Raw genomic sequence first — 17,467 nt, forward strand, 5'->3', positions numbered from 1 at the left:
CGGTATTCCGGAGACCACAAGCACATATGACAGGAGGAACACATGGGAAGCTATAACATGATCGTCAATCTGGACAAGAAGGAGTCGCTCTCTCCCCACGACTTCGGCAGTGGCGCGAAAATGGCGGAATGGAGCTACCATCAAACTCCGCTGGTGCGGGCCCTGCATAATCTGCTGGCCGGGCCCTGGAAGGGGGACAGGGTCTATGTCGTCGCGAGTCATCTGCCCAAGGATGACGGCAGCTACAGCGGCGAACTGGCCGCGGCCCGGAAGGAGTTGGGCATCAAGAGCCTGTACAGGTTTGCCTGCGACGAGTGCAGGAACCTGCAACCGGATGAAGTGGATACCGAGGATCACGGCCTGCGCTATATCTACAACCATGAGCTGGAGGTCTTCCTTGATCTGGCGCATTGCCCCGTCAATCTGGACGACATTGCGCCCCTGCCGCTGCTGATCGCTCCGGGCGGCAGCGACTTTGATTTTGATGTGGCTGATGAGGACGCCGCAGAGAAGATGGAGGAGGCCGAAGCATGGTGGATCGATAGCGTGCGTTCCATCGAGATCCGCAAGGAGCCGCTGGAAGACGTGGATTACGAGGAGTTCCGGCCGAACTTCACGGAAATGGGGCTTGGGCGCTATTATATGCTGGTCAACGTGGATAAGCGCGAATGCTTCGGCTACTACACGCTCAGCATGCGCGAGCTGGCCGTCCCCGAGGCGGGGGGCTGCGAGATCTTTTGGGATCTGCAAAATCTGCTTGCCGGGGACTGGAAGGGCGACCGGGTCTACGCCGTCGCGACGGATGCCCGGTCGGGCTGGGAACTGCCGGGCAATGAGGATCTCTGTGCCGACATGGCGCAAAGCGAACTCAACAATCTGTACGGCTTCGCAACGCAAAATTACGCCTGGCTCGATGTGGAGAAACGCGATTCTTCCGATCAGGGCCTGCGCTATATCTACAATCATGCGCTCAAGGTCTTCATCGACCTGGAACACTGCCCGCACGACGGCGGCAAGGCCGCCATGCCGCTGCCGCTTCTGCTGGCCATCGGCAACCGCGGCGATGTGGAAGGGGACTATCCGTCCAGGGGCGAAGGCTTTGAACATGTGGGCGCCTGGTGCGCTACCGCCCGTTCCATCGAACTGAGCAAGGAGCCTTTGCCCGGCGTCGATTACGCAGAATTCCGGCCGGAATTCCTCCCGCCGGACAGCTGGGATGATGCGATAGACTATGACGGCGATGATGAAGATGATGAGGATGATGACGACTAGGGTCTGTTGATGTAAATTTGTTAATCATTTCAATATATACGGAAAATTAACAGTGCATGCTCCACCTGCCCCGAGGGGCGGTGCGCACCGCTCCCCTGCTTTTCCCCTGATAAAAGCGCGCAGGTGGAGGGGGGCTCCCCCCAAAGCAGTAGGCATTTTCACAATAAAACAGGGCCGGAAGATCGCTCTTCCGGCCCTGTATGCGTTTCTTGCCGCCGAAGGTTAGCGGCGAGCCAGTTGCAGACGGGTCACGGCACGTTGCAGGGCGGCTTCCGCCCGCTTGACGTCCAGATCCTCAGCGCGCTGGCTCAGGCGTTCCTCGGCGCGTCGTTTGGCGGCTTCGGCGCGCGCCACGTCAATGTCCTCGGCACGTTCCGCCGATTCGGCCAGCACGGTCAGCACGTTCTCGTTCACGTCGGCAAAGCCGCCGGAAATGAAGATGTACTGATCCTTGCCGTTGTCGCTGTAGCGAAGAAGGCCGATTTTCAGGGCCGAAAGCAGAGAGACGTGATGCGGCAGCACGCCGAATTCACCCATGACGCCGGGGCAGACGACCATATCCGTCTCCGTGCTGACCACGGTCTTGTCCGGGGTGACGATCTCCAGTTGCAGCGTGCTCATGCGTATCCTCCGCTATGCCTTACTTTTCCTGGCTGATGCGGGCTTCGTACTTGGCGACGGCCTGGTCGATGCCGCCCAGCATGTAGAAGTCGCTTTCGGCCAGATGGTCGTACTTGCCTTCCAGGATGCCCTTGAAGCCCTTGATGGTGTCTTCAAGTTTCACATACTGGCCGGGCGTGCCGGTGAAGGTTTCGGCCACATGGAAGGGCTGGGAGAGGAAACGCTGGATGCGGCGGGCGCGCGCCACGGTGAGCTTGTCCTCATCCGAGAGTTCGTCCATGCCGAGGATGGCGATGATGTCCTGCAGTTCCTTGTACTTCTGCAGCACCATCTGCACCTGCCGGGCCACCTGATAGTGTTCCTCGCCCACCACGTTGGGGTCAAGGATGCGCGAGGTGGAGTCCAGCGGGTCCACGGCGGGGTAGATGCCCAGTTCCGCGATCTGGCGGGACAGCACGAGCGTTCCGTCCAGATGCGAGAAGGTCGTGGCCGGGGCGGGGTCGGTCAGGTCGTCGGCAGGTACGTAAACGGCCTGCACGGACGTGATGGAACCCTTGTTGGTGGAGGTGATGCGTTCCTGCAGAGCGCCCAGGTCCGTACCGAGGGTGGGCTGATAGCCCACGGCGGACGGCATGCGGCCCAGCAGGGCGGACACTTCCGAACCGGCCTGCGTGAAGCGGAAGATGTTGTCGATGAAGAGGAGCACGTCCTGATTCTCTTCATCGCGGAAGTACTCGGCGCAGGCAAGCGCGGTAAGGGCCACGCGCGCACGGGCTCCCGGCGGCTCGTTCATCTGGCCGTAGACAAGCGTGGCGCGTTCCAGCACGCCTGCGTCCTTCAGTTCGTGGTAAAGGTCGTTCCCTTCACGGGTACGCTCGCCGACACCGGCGAAGACGGAGGAACCGCCGTGCTGCTTGGCGATGTTGTTGATCATCTCCATCAGGATAACGGTCTTGCCCACGCCTGCGCCGCCGAAGAGGCCCATCTTGCCGCCCTTGGGGAAGGGCACGAGCAGGTCCACCACCTTGATGCCGGTCTCCAGCAGTTCCACCTTGGTGTTCTGTTCGGTGAAGCTGGGAGCGGGACGGTGGATGGGGTAGTATTTTTCCGCGTTGACCGGGCCCATTTCGTCCACCGGGCGACCGATGACGTTGAGGATGCGGCCCACGGAAGCCTTGCCCACCGGGACCATGATGGGCTTGCCGGTATCCACCACCTCCATGCCGCGCACGAGACCTTCCGTGGCGTCCATGGCGATGGTGCGCACGACGCCGTCCCCAAGGTGCTGCGCCACTTCACAGATCAGGTCAGGGGCGTCGCTGTTGTTGGGGTTTTTGATCTCAAGCGCGGTGAGGATGTCCGGCAGGTGTCCGCCGCTGAACTCCACGTCCACGACGGCACCGATAACCTGGACAATTTTACCGATGTTTTTCTTCATGTGCTTGCTCCTGTTACCCGTTGAGCGCCTCGGCGCCGCCGACAATGTCAATGAGTTCGCTGGTGATGGAGGCCTGCCGCGTCTTGTTGTACAGCAGGGTCAGCGTATTGATCATTTCATTGCAGTTACGGGTGGCATTGTCCATGGCGGCCATACGGGCCGCATGTTCGCTGGCTGCCGTATCCAGCATGCCGCGATAGACCTGCACCTTGACGTAGCTGGGCAGAAGTTCCGCGAGCAGCTGTTCCTCGTTGGGCTCGTACAGGTATTCGCAATGCGCGCCCTGTGCCGCGTCTTCGTCCTGCCCGGCTTCCGGCGCGCTCAGCGGCAGAAGGCGCAGGCTGCGCGGGGGCTGATGCCCCATGGAGACGAATTCTCCATAGACCATCCAGACCTCGTCCAGCGCCAGCGTCTCGTAGCCGTGGATCATCTCCAGCGCCACGGAGCTGGCGAGGGCGAAGTCCACGCTGCCCATACGGTCGCCGTAGGACAGGGTGATCTCCTGCCCGGCGCTGCGGATGGCGTCGCGTCCCTTGCGGCCCACGCAGGCGAACTGCACGTCCATGCCCTCAGACCGTTTTTCGGCGGCCAGCTTGAGAGCGGCATTGACGATATTGGCGTTGAAGCCGCCGCACAGGCCGCGGTCCGAGGTCACCAGGACGATGGCGCAACGCTTCTTTTCCTGATGCTCCGCCAACAGCGGATGCGCGCCGTCTTCCACCTTGCGCGCCAGTTCCGCCAGCACCTGACGGTACTTGCCCGCGTAGGGACGGAAGCGCTCGATGCGGGCCTGCGCGCCGCGCAGCTTCGCCGAGGCCACCATGTTCATGGCCTTGGTGATCTGCTTGGTCTTGCCGACCCCCACGATCTTCATTTTGACGTCTTTGAGTGAAGGCATGGTTTCCTCCCGGCGTTACGCCTGCCACGTCTTCTTGAACGCGGCAATGGCCTCGGTCAGGCTCTTTTCCACGGCTTCGTCAATGACCTTCTTTTCCTTGATGGCTTCCAGAGCGTCCTTCTTGGAGTCGCGCATGAAGGCCAGCATCTTGCTTTCGAATTCCCGGATGCGCTCCACGGGCACGTCGTCCATGTGGCCGCGCGTGGCGGCGTAGATGGAGGCTACCTGCTCATGGGCGGGCATGGGCTGATACTGGGGCTGCTTGAGCAGTTCCACCAGCCGCGCGCCACGGTCCAGCTTGGCCTTGGTCGCCTTGTCCAGATCGGAACCGAACTGGGCGAAGGCCGCCAGTTCGCGGTACTGGGCAAGGTCGAGGCGCATGGTCCCGGCAACCTGTTTCATGGCCTTGATCTGGGCAGCGCCGCCCACGCGGGACACGGAAAGGCCCACGTTGATGGCCGGGCGCACGCCGGCGTTGAACAGGTTGGGCTCCAGATACACCTGGCCGTCCGTGATGGAGATCACGTTGGTCGGGATGTAGGCCGACACGTCGCCCGCCTGGGTCTCGATGATGGGCAGGGCGGTCAGCGAGCCCGCGCCCAGATCGTCGTTGACCTTGGCCGCACGTTCCAGCAGACGGGAGTGCAGGTAGAAGACGTCGCCGGGGAAGGCTTCACGTCCCGGAGGACGACGGAGCAGCAGGGACATCTGGCGATAGGCCACGGCCTGCTTGGAAAGGTCGTCGTAGATGATGAGCGCGTGCTTGCCGTTGTCGCGGTAGTGCTCGGCCATGGTGCAGCCGGTGTAGGCGGCGATGTACTGCAGCGGCGCGGGGTCGGAAGCCGTGGCGGAGATGATGGTGGTGTATTCCATGGCGCCATGACGGCGCAGGGTGTCGGCCACCAGGGCCACGGAGGACTTTTTCTGACCGATGGCCACATAGAAGCAGTGGATGTCCGTATCCTTCTGGGCGAGGATGGCATCGATGCACACGGCGGTCTTGCCGGTCTGACGGTCGCCGATGATCAGCTCGCGCTGACCGCGGCCGATGGGCGTCATGGCGTCGATGGCCTTCAGGCCGGTGGGCATGGGCTCATGCACGCTCTTGCGGGCGATGATGCCGGGGGCCTTGATTTCCACGGGGCGAACTTCCGTGGCCTCGATCGGGCCCAGGCCGTCCAGCGGCTGACCCAGCGGGTCGAGCACGCGGCCCATGACCTTGTCCCCCACGGGCACGGAGAAGATCTTGCCGGTGCGCTTGACCGGGTCGCCTTCCTTGATGCCCACGTCCGAGCCGAGAAGAGCCACACCCACGTTGTCCTCTTCCAGGTTGAGCACCATCCCCATGACGCCGCCGGGGAATTCCAGCAGTTCCATGGACATGGCGTTCTGCACGCCATAGACACGGGCGATGCCGTCACCGACGTAGAGCACGGTGCCGGTCTCGCTCATTTCTACGCGCTGCTCGTAGTTTTTGATCTGACTTTCGATGATCTTGCTGATTTCTTCGGCTTTGATCTGCATCTGCTATTCACCCCTCTTGAATGTCTCCCGAAGGATTGCCAGTTGAGCGCGCAGACTGGCGTCCAGCACCTTGTCGCCCACCTTGAGGACGATGCCGCCGAGAATGTCGGGATCCACGTCAAAGCCCAGTTCGATGGATGTCCCGGCCTTCTGTTCCAGCTCGGCCTTGAGAGCGACCTGCTTTTCTTCGGTAAGTTCCACGGCGGTGGTGAGCCTGCCGCGGAGAATTCCCCTCGCCTCGTCCAGCAGCGTGCCGTAGCAGCGCACAATATCGCCCAGGCAGGCCAGGCGTTCCTTGTCGGCCAGCAACAGACAGAAGTTGCGGACCGTCTGGTCGATCTTCATTTTTTTCAGCACGGCGGAAAGGACGGCCTTCTTTTCGGCCGTGGCGATGATCGGGCTTTTCAGCACCGCCGCCAGGGCCGGGACCGCCTGCGTCTGCTCGCGCAGGGCCTGCAGGTCGGCATTGTAGCGGCCAAGCGCCTCTTCCCCCTGCTCACGGCCGAGGGCAAAGAGCGCGGCCGCGTACCGGCGTGCGATCATGGATTCTGTCATTGCAGCACCACCTTGTTGAGCGATTTGGCAATGAGCGCTTCATGTCCCTGGGCATCCAGCTTTTCCACAAGGGCCTTCTGGGCGGCGTCCACGATCTCGTCGGCCACGGCGGCGCGCACTTCCGCAAGGATGGTGCGGCCTTCGTTCTCCGCCGTGCGGCGGGCCTGCTCGAGGATCTGGTCGGCCTGACGCCGGGCCTCGTCCAGGATGCCCGCCTTCAGGCGTTCGGCCTGGGCGGCGCTTTCCTCGAGGATGGCCTTGCGTTCGGCTTCCAGATGAGCGATGCGCTGTTCCACTTCAGCCAGACGCTTTTTGGCGTCGCTGCGGCGCTGCTCCAGATCGTCGAGCCCTTCCTGGATCTGCCGGCGGCGTCCGCTGAAGTATTTGCGGGCCAGACCGCCCACGAAATACCAGAGGATGCCCGCAAACAGGACGAAGTTGAGGACACGCCAGCCGAAATCTCCCCAGCGGGGCGCGGCATGTTCTTCCGCCGCCAGAGCCGCGGCGGTCATGAGCAGGGTGAGCGCCGTGACGAGCACCGTCTGCCGCGCGACCCTGCGGCCTGCATGTTTCCACATTTTCAAGGTGATTACCCCCTTGCCGTTGCCGGTTGCGTATCCTAAAGCATCTTCAGTTTGCAACGCTTTGCGTTTCAAACCATACGGCCTGTGGTTTCGCGGAAAGAACGCGGTCTTGCCGCTCACTTTCGGCCGGGCGGACTGTGCAGCCGCCTTGCATCTTCAGTTTGCAACGTTTGGCGTTCCAAACCATGCGGCCTGTCGTTTCGCGGCGAAAACGCGGTTTTTCCGCTCACGCCTGGCCGGGCGGCGTTGTGCCGCCGCCTCGCGTCGTGCCTGCAAAAAAGACAAAACGCTCTAGCCCCGCAGCACCTTTTCCGCCGTCAGGGCGGAGAGGGTGGCCACCTGACCGCGCAGGGCGGCAAGGGTCTGCTGGGCTTCGGCTTCCAGTTCCCGACGGGTCTGGGCCAGGATCTCCTGGGCCTTCTTCTGGGCATCGCCCACAATGACCTGCTGTTCCGCCGCACCCGCGCTGCGGCCTTCGTCACAGAGGCGGGCGGCATCACGCCGCGCCTGCACGAGGGCCGCCTCGTAGTTGTCCAGCCGTTTGGCGGCTTCGCCCTCGAAGGATTCGGCTTCGCCGCGCATGCCGTCCATGACGTCCTTGCGCTGACGGATGATGCGCCGTATGGGGCGGATGAGCAGGATATTCAGGACGAAGAGGGCGATCAGAAAGTTCGCCAACTGGAAGAGCAGAGTGATATTGAGATCCAGCATATGGCTTCTCCTCGTGGATGATTGCCGGGGAATGCCCCTGAAGGCAGGAAATATCGGCTCGACTACAATACGGCATGGCGGGGCTTCTGTCAAAGCCTTTGCGGCCCGCCGACAGGTCGGCCGGGCCGGAATGCCGCCTTTTCGCGCCGTTGCATGCAAAAAAGCGTCTGTTCAGACCAGCAGCCAGTCTTCCCGGGCATAGCCCGCGTCCGCAAGCCAGGCGGCGGCCTCTTCGGCCGCGCCGTGGGCCGTCAGGGCATTGAGCAGCAGGCCCGTGCCCGGCGGCGGCAGCGCCTGACGGGAAAGGACGGGTACCCGACGGGGGTCGCCCGGCGACAGGGGTACCCGCTGGCCGATCTTGTGCGGATCGATGTCGATGAAGGCAGCGGGCTCGATGCCTTCGGCCCAGAGCGGCGCAAGACGGCGGCGCGCCACCCGGCCCGCGCCCAGCACCCATACCCGCTCCCGGCCAGTACGGTGCAGGTGACGGGCCAGCCAGCGGGCGCGCAAGGCATCGTTGGCGGCATCGGCATAGCGGGCGTCGGTGCGGGTCAGCCTGCCGGGCGGGTCGTTCCAGACGAGCAGTTCCTCCGGCAGTTTCTCCATGCGGGCCCCGGCATGGAACCAGCGCAGCCACAGCTCCCAGTCCTCGGCAAAGTCGCCGTCGGCATAGCCGCCGAAGCGTTGGACGGCGGTGCGGCGGAACATGGCGGAAGGATGGCAGACCGGCGTGTCCCGGAAGCGGTCGCGGGCCATCTCTTCATGGCTGCACAAGCTGTTCTGCCAGGCCACATAGCAGGCGAAGCCGTACGCCGTGCGCGGATCGCCGCCAAAGCGCACGCGGCTTGCGCTGACGTCCAGCTCCGGCTGTCGCCGAAGATGGGCCGCCTGCCGGGCAAGACGCTGCGGATGGGCCACATCATCGGCGTCCATACGGGCGATGAGCTCGCCCCGCGCCGCGTCCAGCCCGGCATTGAGCGCCCGGGCTATGCCGCCGTGCGGGATGCGGACGATGCGCAGGCGTTCGTCTTCACGGGCCAGCTCGCGCAGGATGGTGGGCGTGGCGTCGTCGGAGCCGTCATCCACGGCAAGGATCTCCAGCGTGGGCAGGGGGGCCTGCGGCGTGCCGCTCTGGGCAAAAAGGCTGGCAAAGGCCGTCCGCAGGCGGTCACCGCCATCGGCAGCCGCGTTCCAGACCGGGACGATGACCGAAATGGACGGAGCGTCCCTCATGCGCCGGCATTCCCGGAAAGCAGAGCCAGGGCCTGCGCGCGGACGTCCCGAAGCGGGCGGGCGGCATCGAGGCGGTGGTGGGCCTCTTCATACAAGGGGAGCCGCTGCGCCAGCACGTCGGCCACTTCCTCGGTCAGGCTCTTCCCCGTCAGCGAGGGGCGTTGCGCCTCCAGCGGGTTGCGGCTCAGACGTCGGACCAGTTCCGCCACCGGCACGTCCAGAAAGAAGACGCGGCCCGTCTCGCGCATGAAGCGGCGGTTCTCTTCGGCCAGCACCATGCCGCCGCCCGTGGCCACCACGCCGCGCCAGGCTGACGGAGCATCCTGAGCGGCCGTCTCCGCCGTTGCGGGGCCGTTTTCCAGCTCGGCGGCCACTTCGCGCAGGATGGCGCTTTCCCGGCGGCGGAAGCCTTCCCAGCCTTCACGGGCCACGATGGCGGCAACCTCTTCGCCGCTGCGCTCCCGCAAGTAGTGATCCGTATCCACGAAGGGCAGGCCGAGGGCCGCGGCCAGCGACCGGCCAAGACTCGTCTTGCCGCAGGCTCGCGGCCCGGTCAGATAGATAAGCATAAACGCCTCCTGAACGCCGGGAAATGGGGCGCTCGGCTGTCCATTTTCTGGGGGGAAGGGGAACCCCTCCCGCTCTGCTGTCGATGCCTGTAAGGCTCCTGCGTCGCCTAACAGGCACGGCCCTGCGGGCCGCCTTTCAGTCGCGCTCTGCTGTCGATGCCTGTAAGGCTCCTGCGTCGCCTAACAGGCACGGCCCTGCGGGCCGCCTTTCGGTCGCGCTCTGCTGTCGATGCCCGTAAGATTTTCTTGTCCAGGACCTGTCAACGTACGCTTCATACTGAACGCCCCGTATTCTTTCAGGTAAAAGCGCGCTGGGGAAGGGATGGGGGGCTTGGGGGGAAGGGGAACCCCTCCCGCGCCGGCGGAGGGGTTCCCCTTCCCCCCAAAAAACATGTGCAGAACAACTCCAGCAAGTCTAAACGATATACTGCCGGGGGTTCACTTCACCCATGAGGCAAAGGAGCTCATAGGGCAGCACGTCGGCCAGCCGGGCCAGTTCGCAGACGGTGACGGGGCGTTCGCCCGGGGCGGCCTCGCCGCCCATGAGCCAGGCGGTATCTCCCCGGCTGACGTCGGGCAGGTGGCTCACGTCGGCCATCATCATGCTCATGCAGACGCGGCCCACCACGGGCGCGCGGCGGCCGTGCAGGAGGACGGCGGCCTTGTTGGACAGGGCGCGCGGGTAGGCCGTGGCGTAGCCGCAGGCGATGACGGCGATGGTCATGTCATGGGGGGCGGTGAAGGTGCGCCCGTAGGAAAGGCTTTGTCCGGCCCGCAGTTGACGTACCTGCATGACCGGGGCGCTGAGGCTCATGACCCATTCGAGGCCCGCGCCGCGCTCTTCCCAGGGGCCGCCCGCAAAGGGATTGCCGCCGTAGAGGGCCAGTCCGGGGCGGCAAAGCTCGAAACGGGCCTGCGGCAGGCCGAGCGTACCCGCCGTATTGGCCAGCGAGCGCGCCAGAGCGGGCCAGCGCTGCCGCAGGGGCTCGCACAGCGTGCGGAATCGCTCTATCTGCTCCAGCGAAAAGGTTTCGTCTTCGGGCATGTCCGCGCTGGGCATGTGCGAAAGGGCCATGACCGGTGTTACCTGCGGCATGCGGTCAAGGGCGTTGAGCAGGGCGGGGATGTCCGCAGCGTCGAAGCCCAGCCGCCCCATGCCGGTGTCCAGCTTGAGGGCGATGTCCAGGGTGTCGCCGCGTCCGTTCAGGCCTTCGGCCGCGTTCTGCAGGTCCTCGAAACAGGCCACCACCGGCGTAAGGTGCGCATCGGCGGCCTGCGTCCACTCGTTGGGGCAGAGCGCGCCCATGAGCGTCACCACGCGCTGGCGATAGCCTTCGTCTCGCAGGGAGATGCCCTCGCTGACGGTGCCGACGGCGAACTGGCGCGCACCGGCGCGGTCCAGCGCCCGTGCCACCGGCAGCAGGCCGTGTCCGTAGGCGTCGGACTTGATGACCGGCAGGATGGTCTCCGGCGCGCCGAGGCGGGCAAAGTTGCGCTGCAGGGCGGGCAGGTCGATATGACAGGCGGACGGGGTAAAGATGCAGGTCATGCGCGTGGCTCCAGCCGGAACGGGAAAAGGCCCGCCGTGATGCGGCAAGGCGAGTCCCTGTCATAGCAACATGCGGCCGGATAGACAAGAAAAAGTCTAGACATGCCGTGCGGCGTCCCCGGGGGCGGCGAGGGAGGACGGCGGAGGAGCCGTGCGCGGCTCCCCCGGGCGTCCGAGGCTACATCCCCGCGGCCTGGGCGGCCTCTTCGGGATAGATGGCGGCCACGCCGGCCAGGAAGTCCGCGTAGCGGTTTTCCAGGATGGCCTGCCGGGCATTGCGTACGAGGTCGAGGAAGTACGTCAGGTTGTGCAGGGAGTTGAGACGGAAGGAGAGCAGCTCCTTGCTGACGTAGAGATGGCGCAGATAGGCCCGCGAGAAGGTGCGGCAGGTGTAGCAGCCGCATTGCGGGTCCAGGGGGCCGTCGTCCTCGGCGTATTCCTTGCGCTTGATGTTGATCTTGCCCTGCGAGGTGTACAACGTGCCGTTACGGGCGTTGCGGGTGGGCAGCACGCAGTCGAACATGTCGATGCCGGCCGCTATGCCGTTGGCGATGTCCAGCGGGGTGCCCACGCCCATGAGATAACGGGGCTTGTCGGCGGGCAGCTGCGGCGCGATGTCGTACATGAAATCGTACATGACGGGCTTGGGCTCGCCCACGGAGAGGCCGCCGACGGCAAAACCATCAAAGTCGTGGGCGCAGAGCTCCTCGATGGAACGGCGGCGCAGGTCCTTGAAGAAACCGCCCTGCGTGATGGCGAAGAGCAGATTGTGCGCCGTGCCCGCCGGATAGTGTTGCCGGGCGCGCAGGGCCCAGCGGGTGGTGAGGGCCGTGGATTTGTCGGTATAGGCGTAATCCGCGCCGTGGGGGACGCATTCGTCCAGCACCATCATGATGTCCGAGTTGAGGCTGCGTTGGATGTCCACCACGTTTTCCGGCGTGAACAGATGCCTGGAGCCGTCCAGATGGGAGCGGAACTCCGCGCCTTCTTCCCGCAGCTTGCGCAGGGAGTTCAGGCTGAAGATCTGGAAGCCGCCGCTGTCGGTGAGGATGGCGCCGGGCCAGGAGGCGAAACCGTGCAGGCCGCCGTGGCGTTCCACCAGCTTGTGGCCGGGGCGCAGATAGAGGTGATAGGTATTGCCCAGGATGATGGGCGCGTTCATGGCGGCCAGATCGTCGGGGGCCACGGCCTTCACCGAGCCGACGGTGCCCACGGGCATGAAGATGGGCGTGGGGATGTCCCCGTGCGCGGTGTGGACGATGCCCGCCCGGGCCGCGCCGTCGGTATGCAGCAGGGTATAGGTGGATGTCTTCATGGCGGCAGGGTAGCCGCAGGCGGGCCGGGACGCAAGGGGGGCGGCGGACGGCGGGCGCGAAGGGCCTTTCTCAGGCAAGCAGTTCGCGGCCCGGCGCAAGGTGGGCCAGCCGTTCCCGCACCACGGCCTCGGATTGATTGGCGTAGCAGTAGAGGCAGCCGTGCAGGCAGGTGGAATACGCCCCGATGTCCCGGCTGGGCAGGCAGCGGCAGGCCGTGCGCTGGGAGCCGTCGCGCGGCGGAGCGGCGTCTTGTCTGGCGCTCGCGTCCGCCAGGGGCAGGAGCGAGCCTTGTACCGGCGCGGGAGGCGGCCCGCACAGGCGCTGTATCTCTGTATCCCGGGGGCAAAGCCGCCGGACGAGTTCACCGTCCACGCAGGCATTGTGCGCGATGCCCAGAGCGCGCAGGTCGATGGTCTCGGCGCAGCTTGCCAGTTGCGGACGTCGCGGCCAGCCGTCCGCCAGCCGGCGGAGGCCCGCGGCCAGTTCCCGCTGTTCGTCGGGAGTGGGGGCACGCAACGAGGGATCATGCCGCCGCAGGGCATTTGCCGTCTTGCGGTACATGTCCAGGAAACTGAAGACCAGTTTCTCGGTGTACGGGGCAAGCCTGCGGCCCAGCGCGTCGATGCGGTCCAGCAGGCGCGGCACGCTGAGGCCGCCGCCCAGGATGAGGGGATCGAAACGCCAGACGACGCGCTCCGGCCCGATGCTGTCCGCCAGACGGCAAAAGGTGTCAAGCCGCTGGGCCAGCGGCGGCACATGCGGTTCCAGTCCTTCGGCGGCGTAGTCGTTGAGGGTGAACTGGAAGTAGAAGGCATGGCCGCGCCCGGCGATCTCCGGCAGATGCGGCAGGAAGGGCCGGGGATTTTTGCTCCAGAAAACGAAGACGCGCGCTGAATCCAGGGCGATGGCGCTGACTTGCCGGCTGTTGCAGGGATTGCGCCGCAAACAGTGGCCCGCCCGCAGCCGCTCCATGAACCACGCGCCGTGAAAGGCGGGGATGTCCGTGGCCCGGCTGGCGGAAACGATGAGCGGGCTGACGGCCGGGACGTCCCCTTCGGCGGTGGAGAGGCGGCGTGCGGCGGGGGCGGCGTTCATTCCAGATAGATCATGCGGCGGGTCATGCCGCCGTCCACCACGAGGTTGATGCCGTTGACGAAATCATTGTCCGGGGCGGCAAGGAAGAGGGCGGCGCGCAGGATGTCGTCCGGCCGCCCCACACGCCCGGAGGGGTGTTGGGCATGGTCTTCCGGGCGCAGGGCGGCGTAATCGCCGGTCTCGATCCAGCCGGGGCTGATGGCGTTGACCGTGATCCCGCTGCCGCGCAGGGAGACGCAGAGCGAGACCGTGAGCGCCGTGATGCCGCCCTTGGACGCGCCGTAGGCGTCCCAGTGGGCCTCGTTCTGCGGGCCGCGCGTGGAGGCGATATTGATGATGCGGCCATAGCCCGCGCCCGCATTGGCCGTCTGGAAGGCCCGGCAGCAAAGGAACGCGCCGCGCAGGTTGGTATCCAGCACGTTGTCCCATTCCTCGGCGGCAAGGTCCGGCAGCGGCTTGCAGAAATGGCTGACCGCGCCGTTGTTGATGAGCAGGTGCAGCGGGCCGAAGCGTTGCCGGGCCAGGGCAAAGGCCGCCTGTATGGATGCCTCCTCCCGCAGATCCATGCGTACGGGCAGGATGCGGGGATGGGAAAAGCGGGCGTCGTCCATGTCGCAGGCCAGCACGTCGTAGCCCTGCGCGGCAAAGCCTTCGCAGAGACAGCGGCCGATGCCGCGTGCGCCGCCGGTGATGATGGCTGTGGGCATGGGATATCTCCCGGATATGATGATGTTGACAGGCCTCACGGGCCGCCTCGGGCAAAGGGCCTTGCATCGCCCCCTGCCTTCTGCCACAAGACGGAAAATACGTCGTGCCGGCCCGCCCCGCAAGGAAAGGCAAGGAGGAAACTGCCGTGCTCTGGGAGAATCTGCTGCTCTATGTGCCCATGTCCGCCCTCATGGTCATCATGCCGGGACCGGACTTCGCGCTGGTGACGCGCGTGTCGCTTTCCCAGGGGCGGGTGGCGGGCACGCTGGCCGCCTGCGGCGTGGCCCTGGGCATCGGTCTGCACACGGCGCTGGCCATGCTCGGCATATCCGCGGCCATCGCCCATTCCCGCCTGCTGTTCAGCCTGTTGGAATACGGCGGCGGGGCGTTCCTCTGCTGGATGGGCTTCCAGTCGTTGCGCGGCGCCTCCACGGCGGCGCAGGCGGTCTTGCGCTGCGGGGAGGGGACCCTGGCCGCAACGTCCGGCATGTCCCTGCGTCGGAGTTTCCTGCAGGGATTTTTGACCAATGTGCTCAACCCCAAGGCCATCGTCTACTTTTTGACTTTCCTGCCGCAGTTCATGCAGCCGGATGCGCCGCTGGCCCCGCAATTCCTGGTGCTGGGCGGCATCCTCGGCCTGCTCGTCCTGCTCTGGTTCGTCACGCTGGCCAACTTGCTGCAGACGGTGCGCGCGCTTTTCCTGCGTCCGCGCGTACAGCTCTGGCTCTACCGCTGTACCGGCGTCTTCTTCCTTTGTTTCGGCCTGCGGCTGGCGCTGTCCGCCCTGTAGCGGCAAATAAGCCGTACACGGCTCCGCTTACTCTAGTCCCCGGCCCCGAAGGTCAGCCGGGCGATGAGACCGCCGCCGGGGCGCTCCAGCAGGTGCAGATCGGCATTGTTCTGCCGCGCCATACTGCGCGCGATGGACAGGCCGAGCCCGCTGCCGCCCTCATGCCGGCCACGGGCCGGGTCCAGCCGGAAAAAGGGTTCGAAGACCTGTTCGCGCTTTTCGGGCGGGATGCCGGGGCCGTCGTCCTCCACATCCACGATCCAGGCGCCGCTTGCGGGGCAGCGGTGCAGGCGCACCACGATATGAACGGCATAGCGCAGGGCATTGTCCACAAGATTGTCCAGACAGCGGCGCAGGGCATGGCCGCGGATGGGCAGGATGCAGCTTTTGCCGTCCGTTTCGGCCAGGAAGCGCAGGCGTTCTTCCGCAGCGGCGCTTGCCGGAGCCGTGGCGTGTTCCTCGCCGGAGAGGAGAGAGGCCAGACGGTCGGTGACCAGGCTGTCCAGAAAGGCCGAGAGATCCGTCCGGTGCAGGTTTTCCCGCGGCATCTGGGCGTGTCCCAGTTCTTCGCTGCTGCGCATGATGGCCGAAAGGGTGTTGACGTCGGCCTCCAGCTTGCGGCGCAGGAGATCGTCGGGAACCTGTTCCACCCGCAGGCGCAGCCGGGTCAGCGGCGTGCGCAGATCGTGGGCCACGGCGGCCAGCATGCGCTGATGCTGTTCCAGCGCGGCCTTGATGCGGCGGCTCATGCGGTTGAAGGCGCGGGCCGCTTCGGCCACCTCCGGCGGGCCGCTTTCCGGCAGGGGGGGCGTATGGCGGTCCTGCCCCAGCGTGTCGCTGGCCTGCATGAGCTGGCGCAGGGGCGCGATGAGCCGGTGCACCACGAAAACGGTCAGGATCAGCATGCCCAGCGCCTCCAGCCCCAGCAGCGCCAGCATGAGGGGCCACGACGGCGCGAGACGGCTGATGCGGTGGATATCCAGCCAGGTGTCGTTGTCCAGCCGGACAAAGAGGCGGCTGATGTAGACGTCCGCCTGATTGGTGCCGGGCAGCATGAGCAGGCGCGCCAGGCCTGTGGGGCCTTGCCGGGTGACGCGGGTCACGAAGACCCACGGCGGCACGGCGGTATAGGGCGCCACTTCCTTCAGGTCCGTGAGCTGGGAGCCTTCGTCCGCCCAGAAGGATTCGCTGGGCGGGAAGTGCGGCGGCGCGGCGCTGTCCGGGCGGGAGGGCTGGCTCTCGCCTGGATGTCGGGAGACCATGTCCTTGCTCCACGGCAGCAGTTCGGTCGCGCTCGGTTCCGGCGAGAGATCGTCCGTGGAATCCTCGGGCGGAAGGGGAGAGACGAAGCCTTTGAGGCTGTTGCTGATGCGTTGCCGCAGGAAGAGGGAGGCCGCGTCGCGATACTGGACGGGCTGCGAGGAAGGCCGCAGGATGCGGGCATTGACGGCATCCAGACGGCGCAGGCGGAGGATGAGCTCCGGCAGGGGCGCGCCGCCCTCATGCAGGGGGTCGAGCATGAGCAGGCAGAGGGTGAGGCTGGAGGCATGGTCGGCCAGCACCATGCGCGCGGCCTGCTCGTCGTCCAGGCGGTGGGCCAGCAGGGCCGTCAGGCTGTGCAGCAGCAGGAAGGTCAGCCCCAGCAGGAACCAGAGCCGGGTCTGCAGGCCGATGCGGGCAAAGAAGGCGCGCAGCGGCGCGCGGCCTTTCGCAGCGGCGGGCGGCGTATTCATGCCCGGTCCTGCGGGCCGGCCTCTTCGCGGGTGACGTCCGTGGCCAGCACGTAGCCTTCGCCGCGCACGGTCTTGATGAGCGTGCCGTAACGGCCGTCGTCCTGCAGGCGGTTGCGCAGGCGGCTGATAAGCACGTCGATGCTGCGGTCATAGGGTTGGGCGTTGCGGCCCTGCGTCTGTTCCAGCAGGGTGTCCCGACTGAGCACCTGCCGGGGATGCTGGAGGAAGATGGTCAGCAGCCGGTACTCCGCGCCGCTCAACGGCATGATGACGTCATCGGCCGTCAGCAGGTGACGGGCGGTGGTGTCCAGCCGCCAGGAGGCAAAGCGCAGGATGCCGCCCTGCGGGGCGGGAGGCTCGCTTTCGCCGCTGCGGCGCAGCACCGTGCGGATGCGGGCCAGCAGCTCGCGCGGCTCGAAGGGTTTGCCGAGGTAATCGTCCGCTCCCAGCTCCAGCCCGACGATGCGGTCCGTGCTTCCGTCCAGCGCGGAGAGGAAGATGGTCGGCACGCGGGAAAGCTCCCGCAGGCGGCGCAGGACGGCGAAACCGTCATCGCCCGGAAGCATGATGTCCAGCACCACGAGGTCCGCCGGGCCGTCATTCCAGAGCGTGAAGAAGCCCGCCGCATTATGAGCCGTGCGTACCTGGAAGCCGTTATCGGAAAGATACTCCTGCAACAGTTCGCAGATTTCCACGTCATCGTCGAGAAGATAGATGCGTTTTGCCGTTTCCATGCGTGGCTCCAGGTGGCTTGCGGGGTGCGGTACGGTACGCCCGTCGCCTCATGCGGCCCGCATGCGGGATCATGCGGCGCTTGCCGGCAGACCGCATCCCGAGAGAGATGTGGCGGGGCACAGGGCTGTTCCTTTTG

General features: G+C 65.6%; 17 protein-coding genes. 2 read left to right on the forward strand and 15 right to left on the reverse strand.

Features of this window, described 5'->3' with window-relative positions; all coding sequences use genetic code 11:
- Positions 1-42: 42 nt before the first annotated feature.
- Positions 43-1,272: a hypothetical protein gene (locus tag Q0K12_RS02380; protein WP_297260054.1), complete on the forward strand. Its 1,230-nt coding sequence runs from the start codon at positions 43-45 to the stop codon at positions 1,270-1,272.
- A 222-nt stretch (positions 1,273-1,494) separates the two neighbouring features.
- Here the strand turns inward: Q0K12_RS02380 and Q0K12_RS02385 are convergent, their stop codons facing one another.
- From Q0K12_RS02385 to Q0K12_RS02445, 13 genes are all read right to left on the reverse strand, one after another.
- Entirely contained in the window at positions 1,495-1,893 is a 399-nt protein-coding gene (locus tag Q0K12_RS02385; RefSeq protein WP_297260055.1) for a F0F1 ATP synthase subunit epsilon, read from the reverse strand.
- A 19-nt stretch (positions 1,894-1,912) separates the two neighbouring features.
- Positions 1,913-3,331: a F0F1 ATP synthase subunit beta gene (atpD, locus tag Q0K12_RS02390; protein ID WP_297260057.1), complete on the reverse strand. Its 1,419-nt coding sequence runs from the start codon at positions 3,329-3,331 to the stop codon at positions 1,913-1,915.
- A gap of 13 nt (positions 3,332-3,344) precedes the next feature.
- Entirely contained in the window at positions 3,345-4,229 is an 885-nt protein-coding gene (locus tag Q0K12_RS02395; RefSeq protein WP_297260059.1) for a F0F1 ATP synthase subunit gamma, read from the reverse strand.
- Positions 4,230-4,244: 15 nt separating this feature from the next.
- Positions 4,245-5,753 carry a F0F1 ATP synthase subunit alpha gene (gene atpA / locus Q0K12_RS02400; protein ID WP_297260060.1) on the reverse strand — a complete coding sequence of 503 codons (1,509 nt, stop codon included), beginning with the start codon at positions 5,751-5,753 and terminating at the stop codon, positions 4,245-4,247.
- 3 nt (positions 5,754-5,756) lie between these two features.
- Positions 5,757-6,308, reverse strand: coding sequence for an ATP synthase F1 subunit delta (atpH, locus tag Q0K12_RS02405; RefSeq protein WP_297260062.1), 552 nt, complete (start codon positions 6,306-6,308; stop codon positions 5,757-5,759).
- Positions 6,305-6,886 (reverse strand): ATP synthase F0 subunit B, encoded by a 582-nt coding sequence (locus tag Q0K12_RS02410; RefSeq protein ID WP_297260063.1) that lies wholly within the window; start codon positions 6,884-6,886, stop codon positions 6,305-6,307. Before Q0K12_RS02410 ends, atpH begins: the two co-directional genes overlap by 4 nt.
- A gap of 297 nt (positions 6,887-7,183) precedes the next feature.
- On the reverse strand, positions 7,184-7,603 hold the full coding sequence (locus Q0K12_RS02415) for an ATP synthase F0 subunit B (RefSeq protein WP_297260065.1): 420 nt from the start codon (positions 7,601-7,603) through the stop codon (positions 7,184-7,186).
- Positions 7,604-7,774: 171 nt separating this feature from the next.
- Positions 7,775-8,836: a glycosyltransferase gene (locus tag Q0K12_RS02420; protein ID WP_297260067.1), complete on the reverse strand. Its 1,062-nt coding sequence runs from the start codon at positions 8,834-8,836 to the stop codon at positions 7,775-7,777.
- Entirely contained in the window at positions 8,833-9,405 is a 573-nt protein-coding gene (locus Q0K12_RS02425; protein WP_297260069.1) for a shikimate kinase, read from the reverse strand. The genes Q0K12_RS02420 and Q0K12_RS02425 overlap by 4 nt, the downstream gene beginning before the upstream one ends.
- A 415-nt stretch (positions 9,406-9,820) precedes the next feature.
- Complete coding sequence (gene alr, locus Q0K12_RS02430; RefSeq protein ID WP_297260071.1) at positions 9,821-10,954, reverse strand: alanine racemase; 1,134 nt, start codon at positions 10,952-10,954, stop codon at positions 9,821-9,823.
- A gap of 178 nt (positions 10,955-11,132) precedes the next feature.
- Entirely contained in the window at positions 11,133-12,269 is a 1,137-nt protein-coding gene (gene tgt, locus Q0K12_RS02435) for a tRNA guanosine(34) transglycosylase Tgt (RefSeq protein WP_297260073.1), read from the reverse strand.
- Between the two features lie 70 nt (positions 12,270-12,339).
- Positions 12,340-13,365 (reverse strand): DUF1848 domain-containing protein, encoded by a 1,026-nt coding sequence (locus tag Q0K12_RS02440; protein WP_297260075.1) that lies wholly within the window; start codon positions 13,363-13,365, stop codon positions 12,340-12,342.
- Positions 13,362-14,072 carry an SDR family oxidoreductase gene (locus Q0K12_RS02445; protein WP_297260076.1) on the reverse strand — a complete coding sequence of 237 codons (711 nt, stop codon included), beginning with the start codon at positions 14,070-14,072 and terminating at the stop codon, positions 13,362-13,364. Before Q0K12_RS02445 ends, Q0K12_RS02440 begins: the two co-directional genes overlap by 4 nt.
- Before the next feature lie 146 nt (positions 14,073-14,218).
- Between Q0K12_RS02445 and Q0K12_RS02450 the strand changes: the two genes are divergently transcribed.
- Entirely contained in the window at positions 14,219-14,863 is a 645-nt protein-coding gene (locus Q0K12_RS02450; protein WP_297260078.1) for a LysE family transporter, read from the forward strand.
- Positions 14,864-14,895: 32 nt separating this feature from the next.
- Here Q0K12_RS02450 and Q0K12_RS02455 read toward each other — a convergent pair whose 3' ends face one another.
- Positions 14,896-16,596 (reverse strand): ATP-binding protein, encoded by a 1,701-nt coding sequence (locus Q0K12_RS02455; protein ID WP_297260080.1) that lies wholly within the window; start codon positions 16,594-16,596, stop codon positions 14,896-14,898.
- Positions 16,593-17,330 carry a response regulator transcription factor gene (locus tag Q0K12_RS02460; RefSeq protein WP_297260082.1) on the reverse strand — a complete coding sequence of 246 codons (738 nt, stop codon included), beginning with the start codon at positions 17,328-17,330 and terminating at the stop codon, positions 16,593-16,595. The genes Q0K12_RS02455 and Q0K12_RS02460 overlap by 4 nt, the downstream gene beginning before the upstream one ends.
- Between the last annotated feature and the right edge of the window lie 137 nt (positions 17,331-17,467).

The sequence above is a fragment of the uncultured Desulfovibrio sp. genome (assembly GCF_944324525.1).
Classification (GTDB): Bacteria; Desulfobacterota; Desulfovibrionia; order Desulfovibrionales; family Desulfovibrionaceae; genus Desulfovibrio.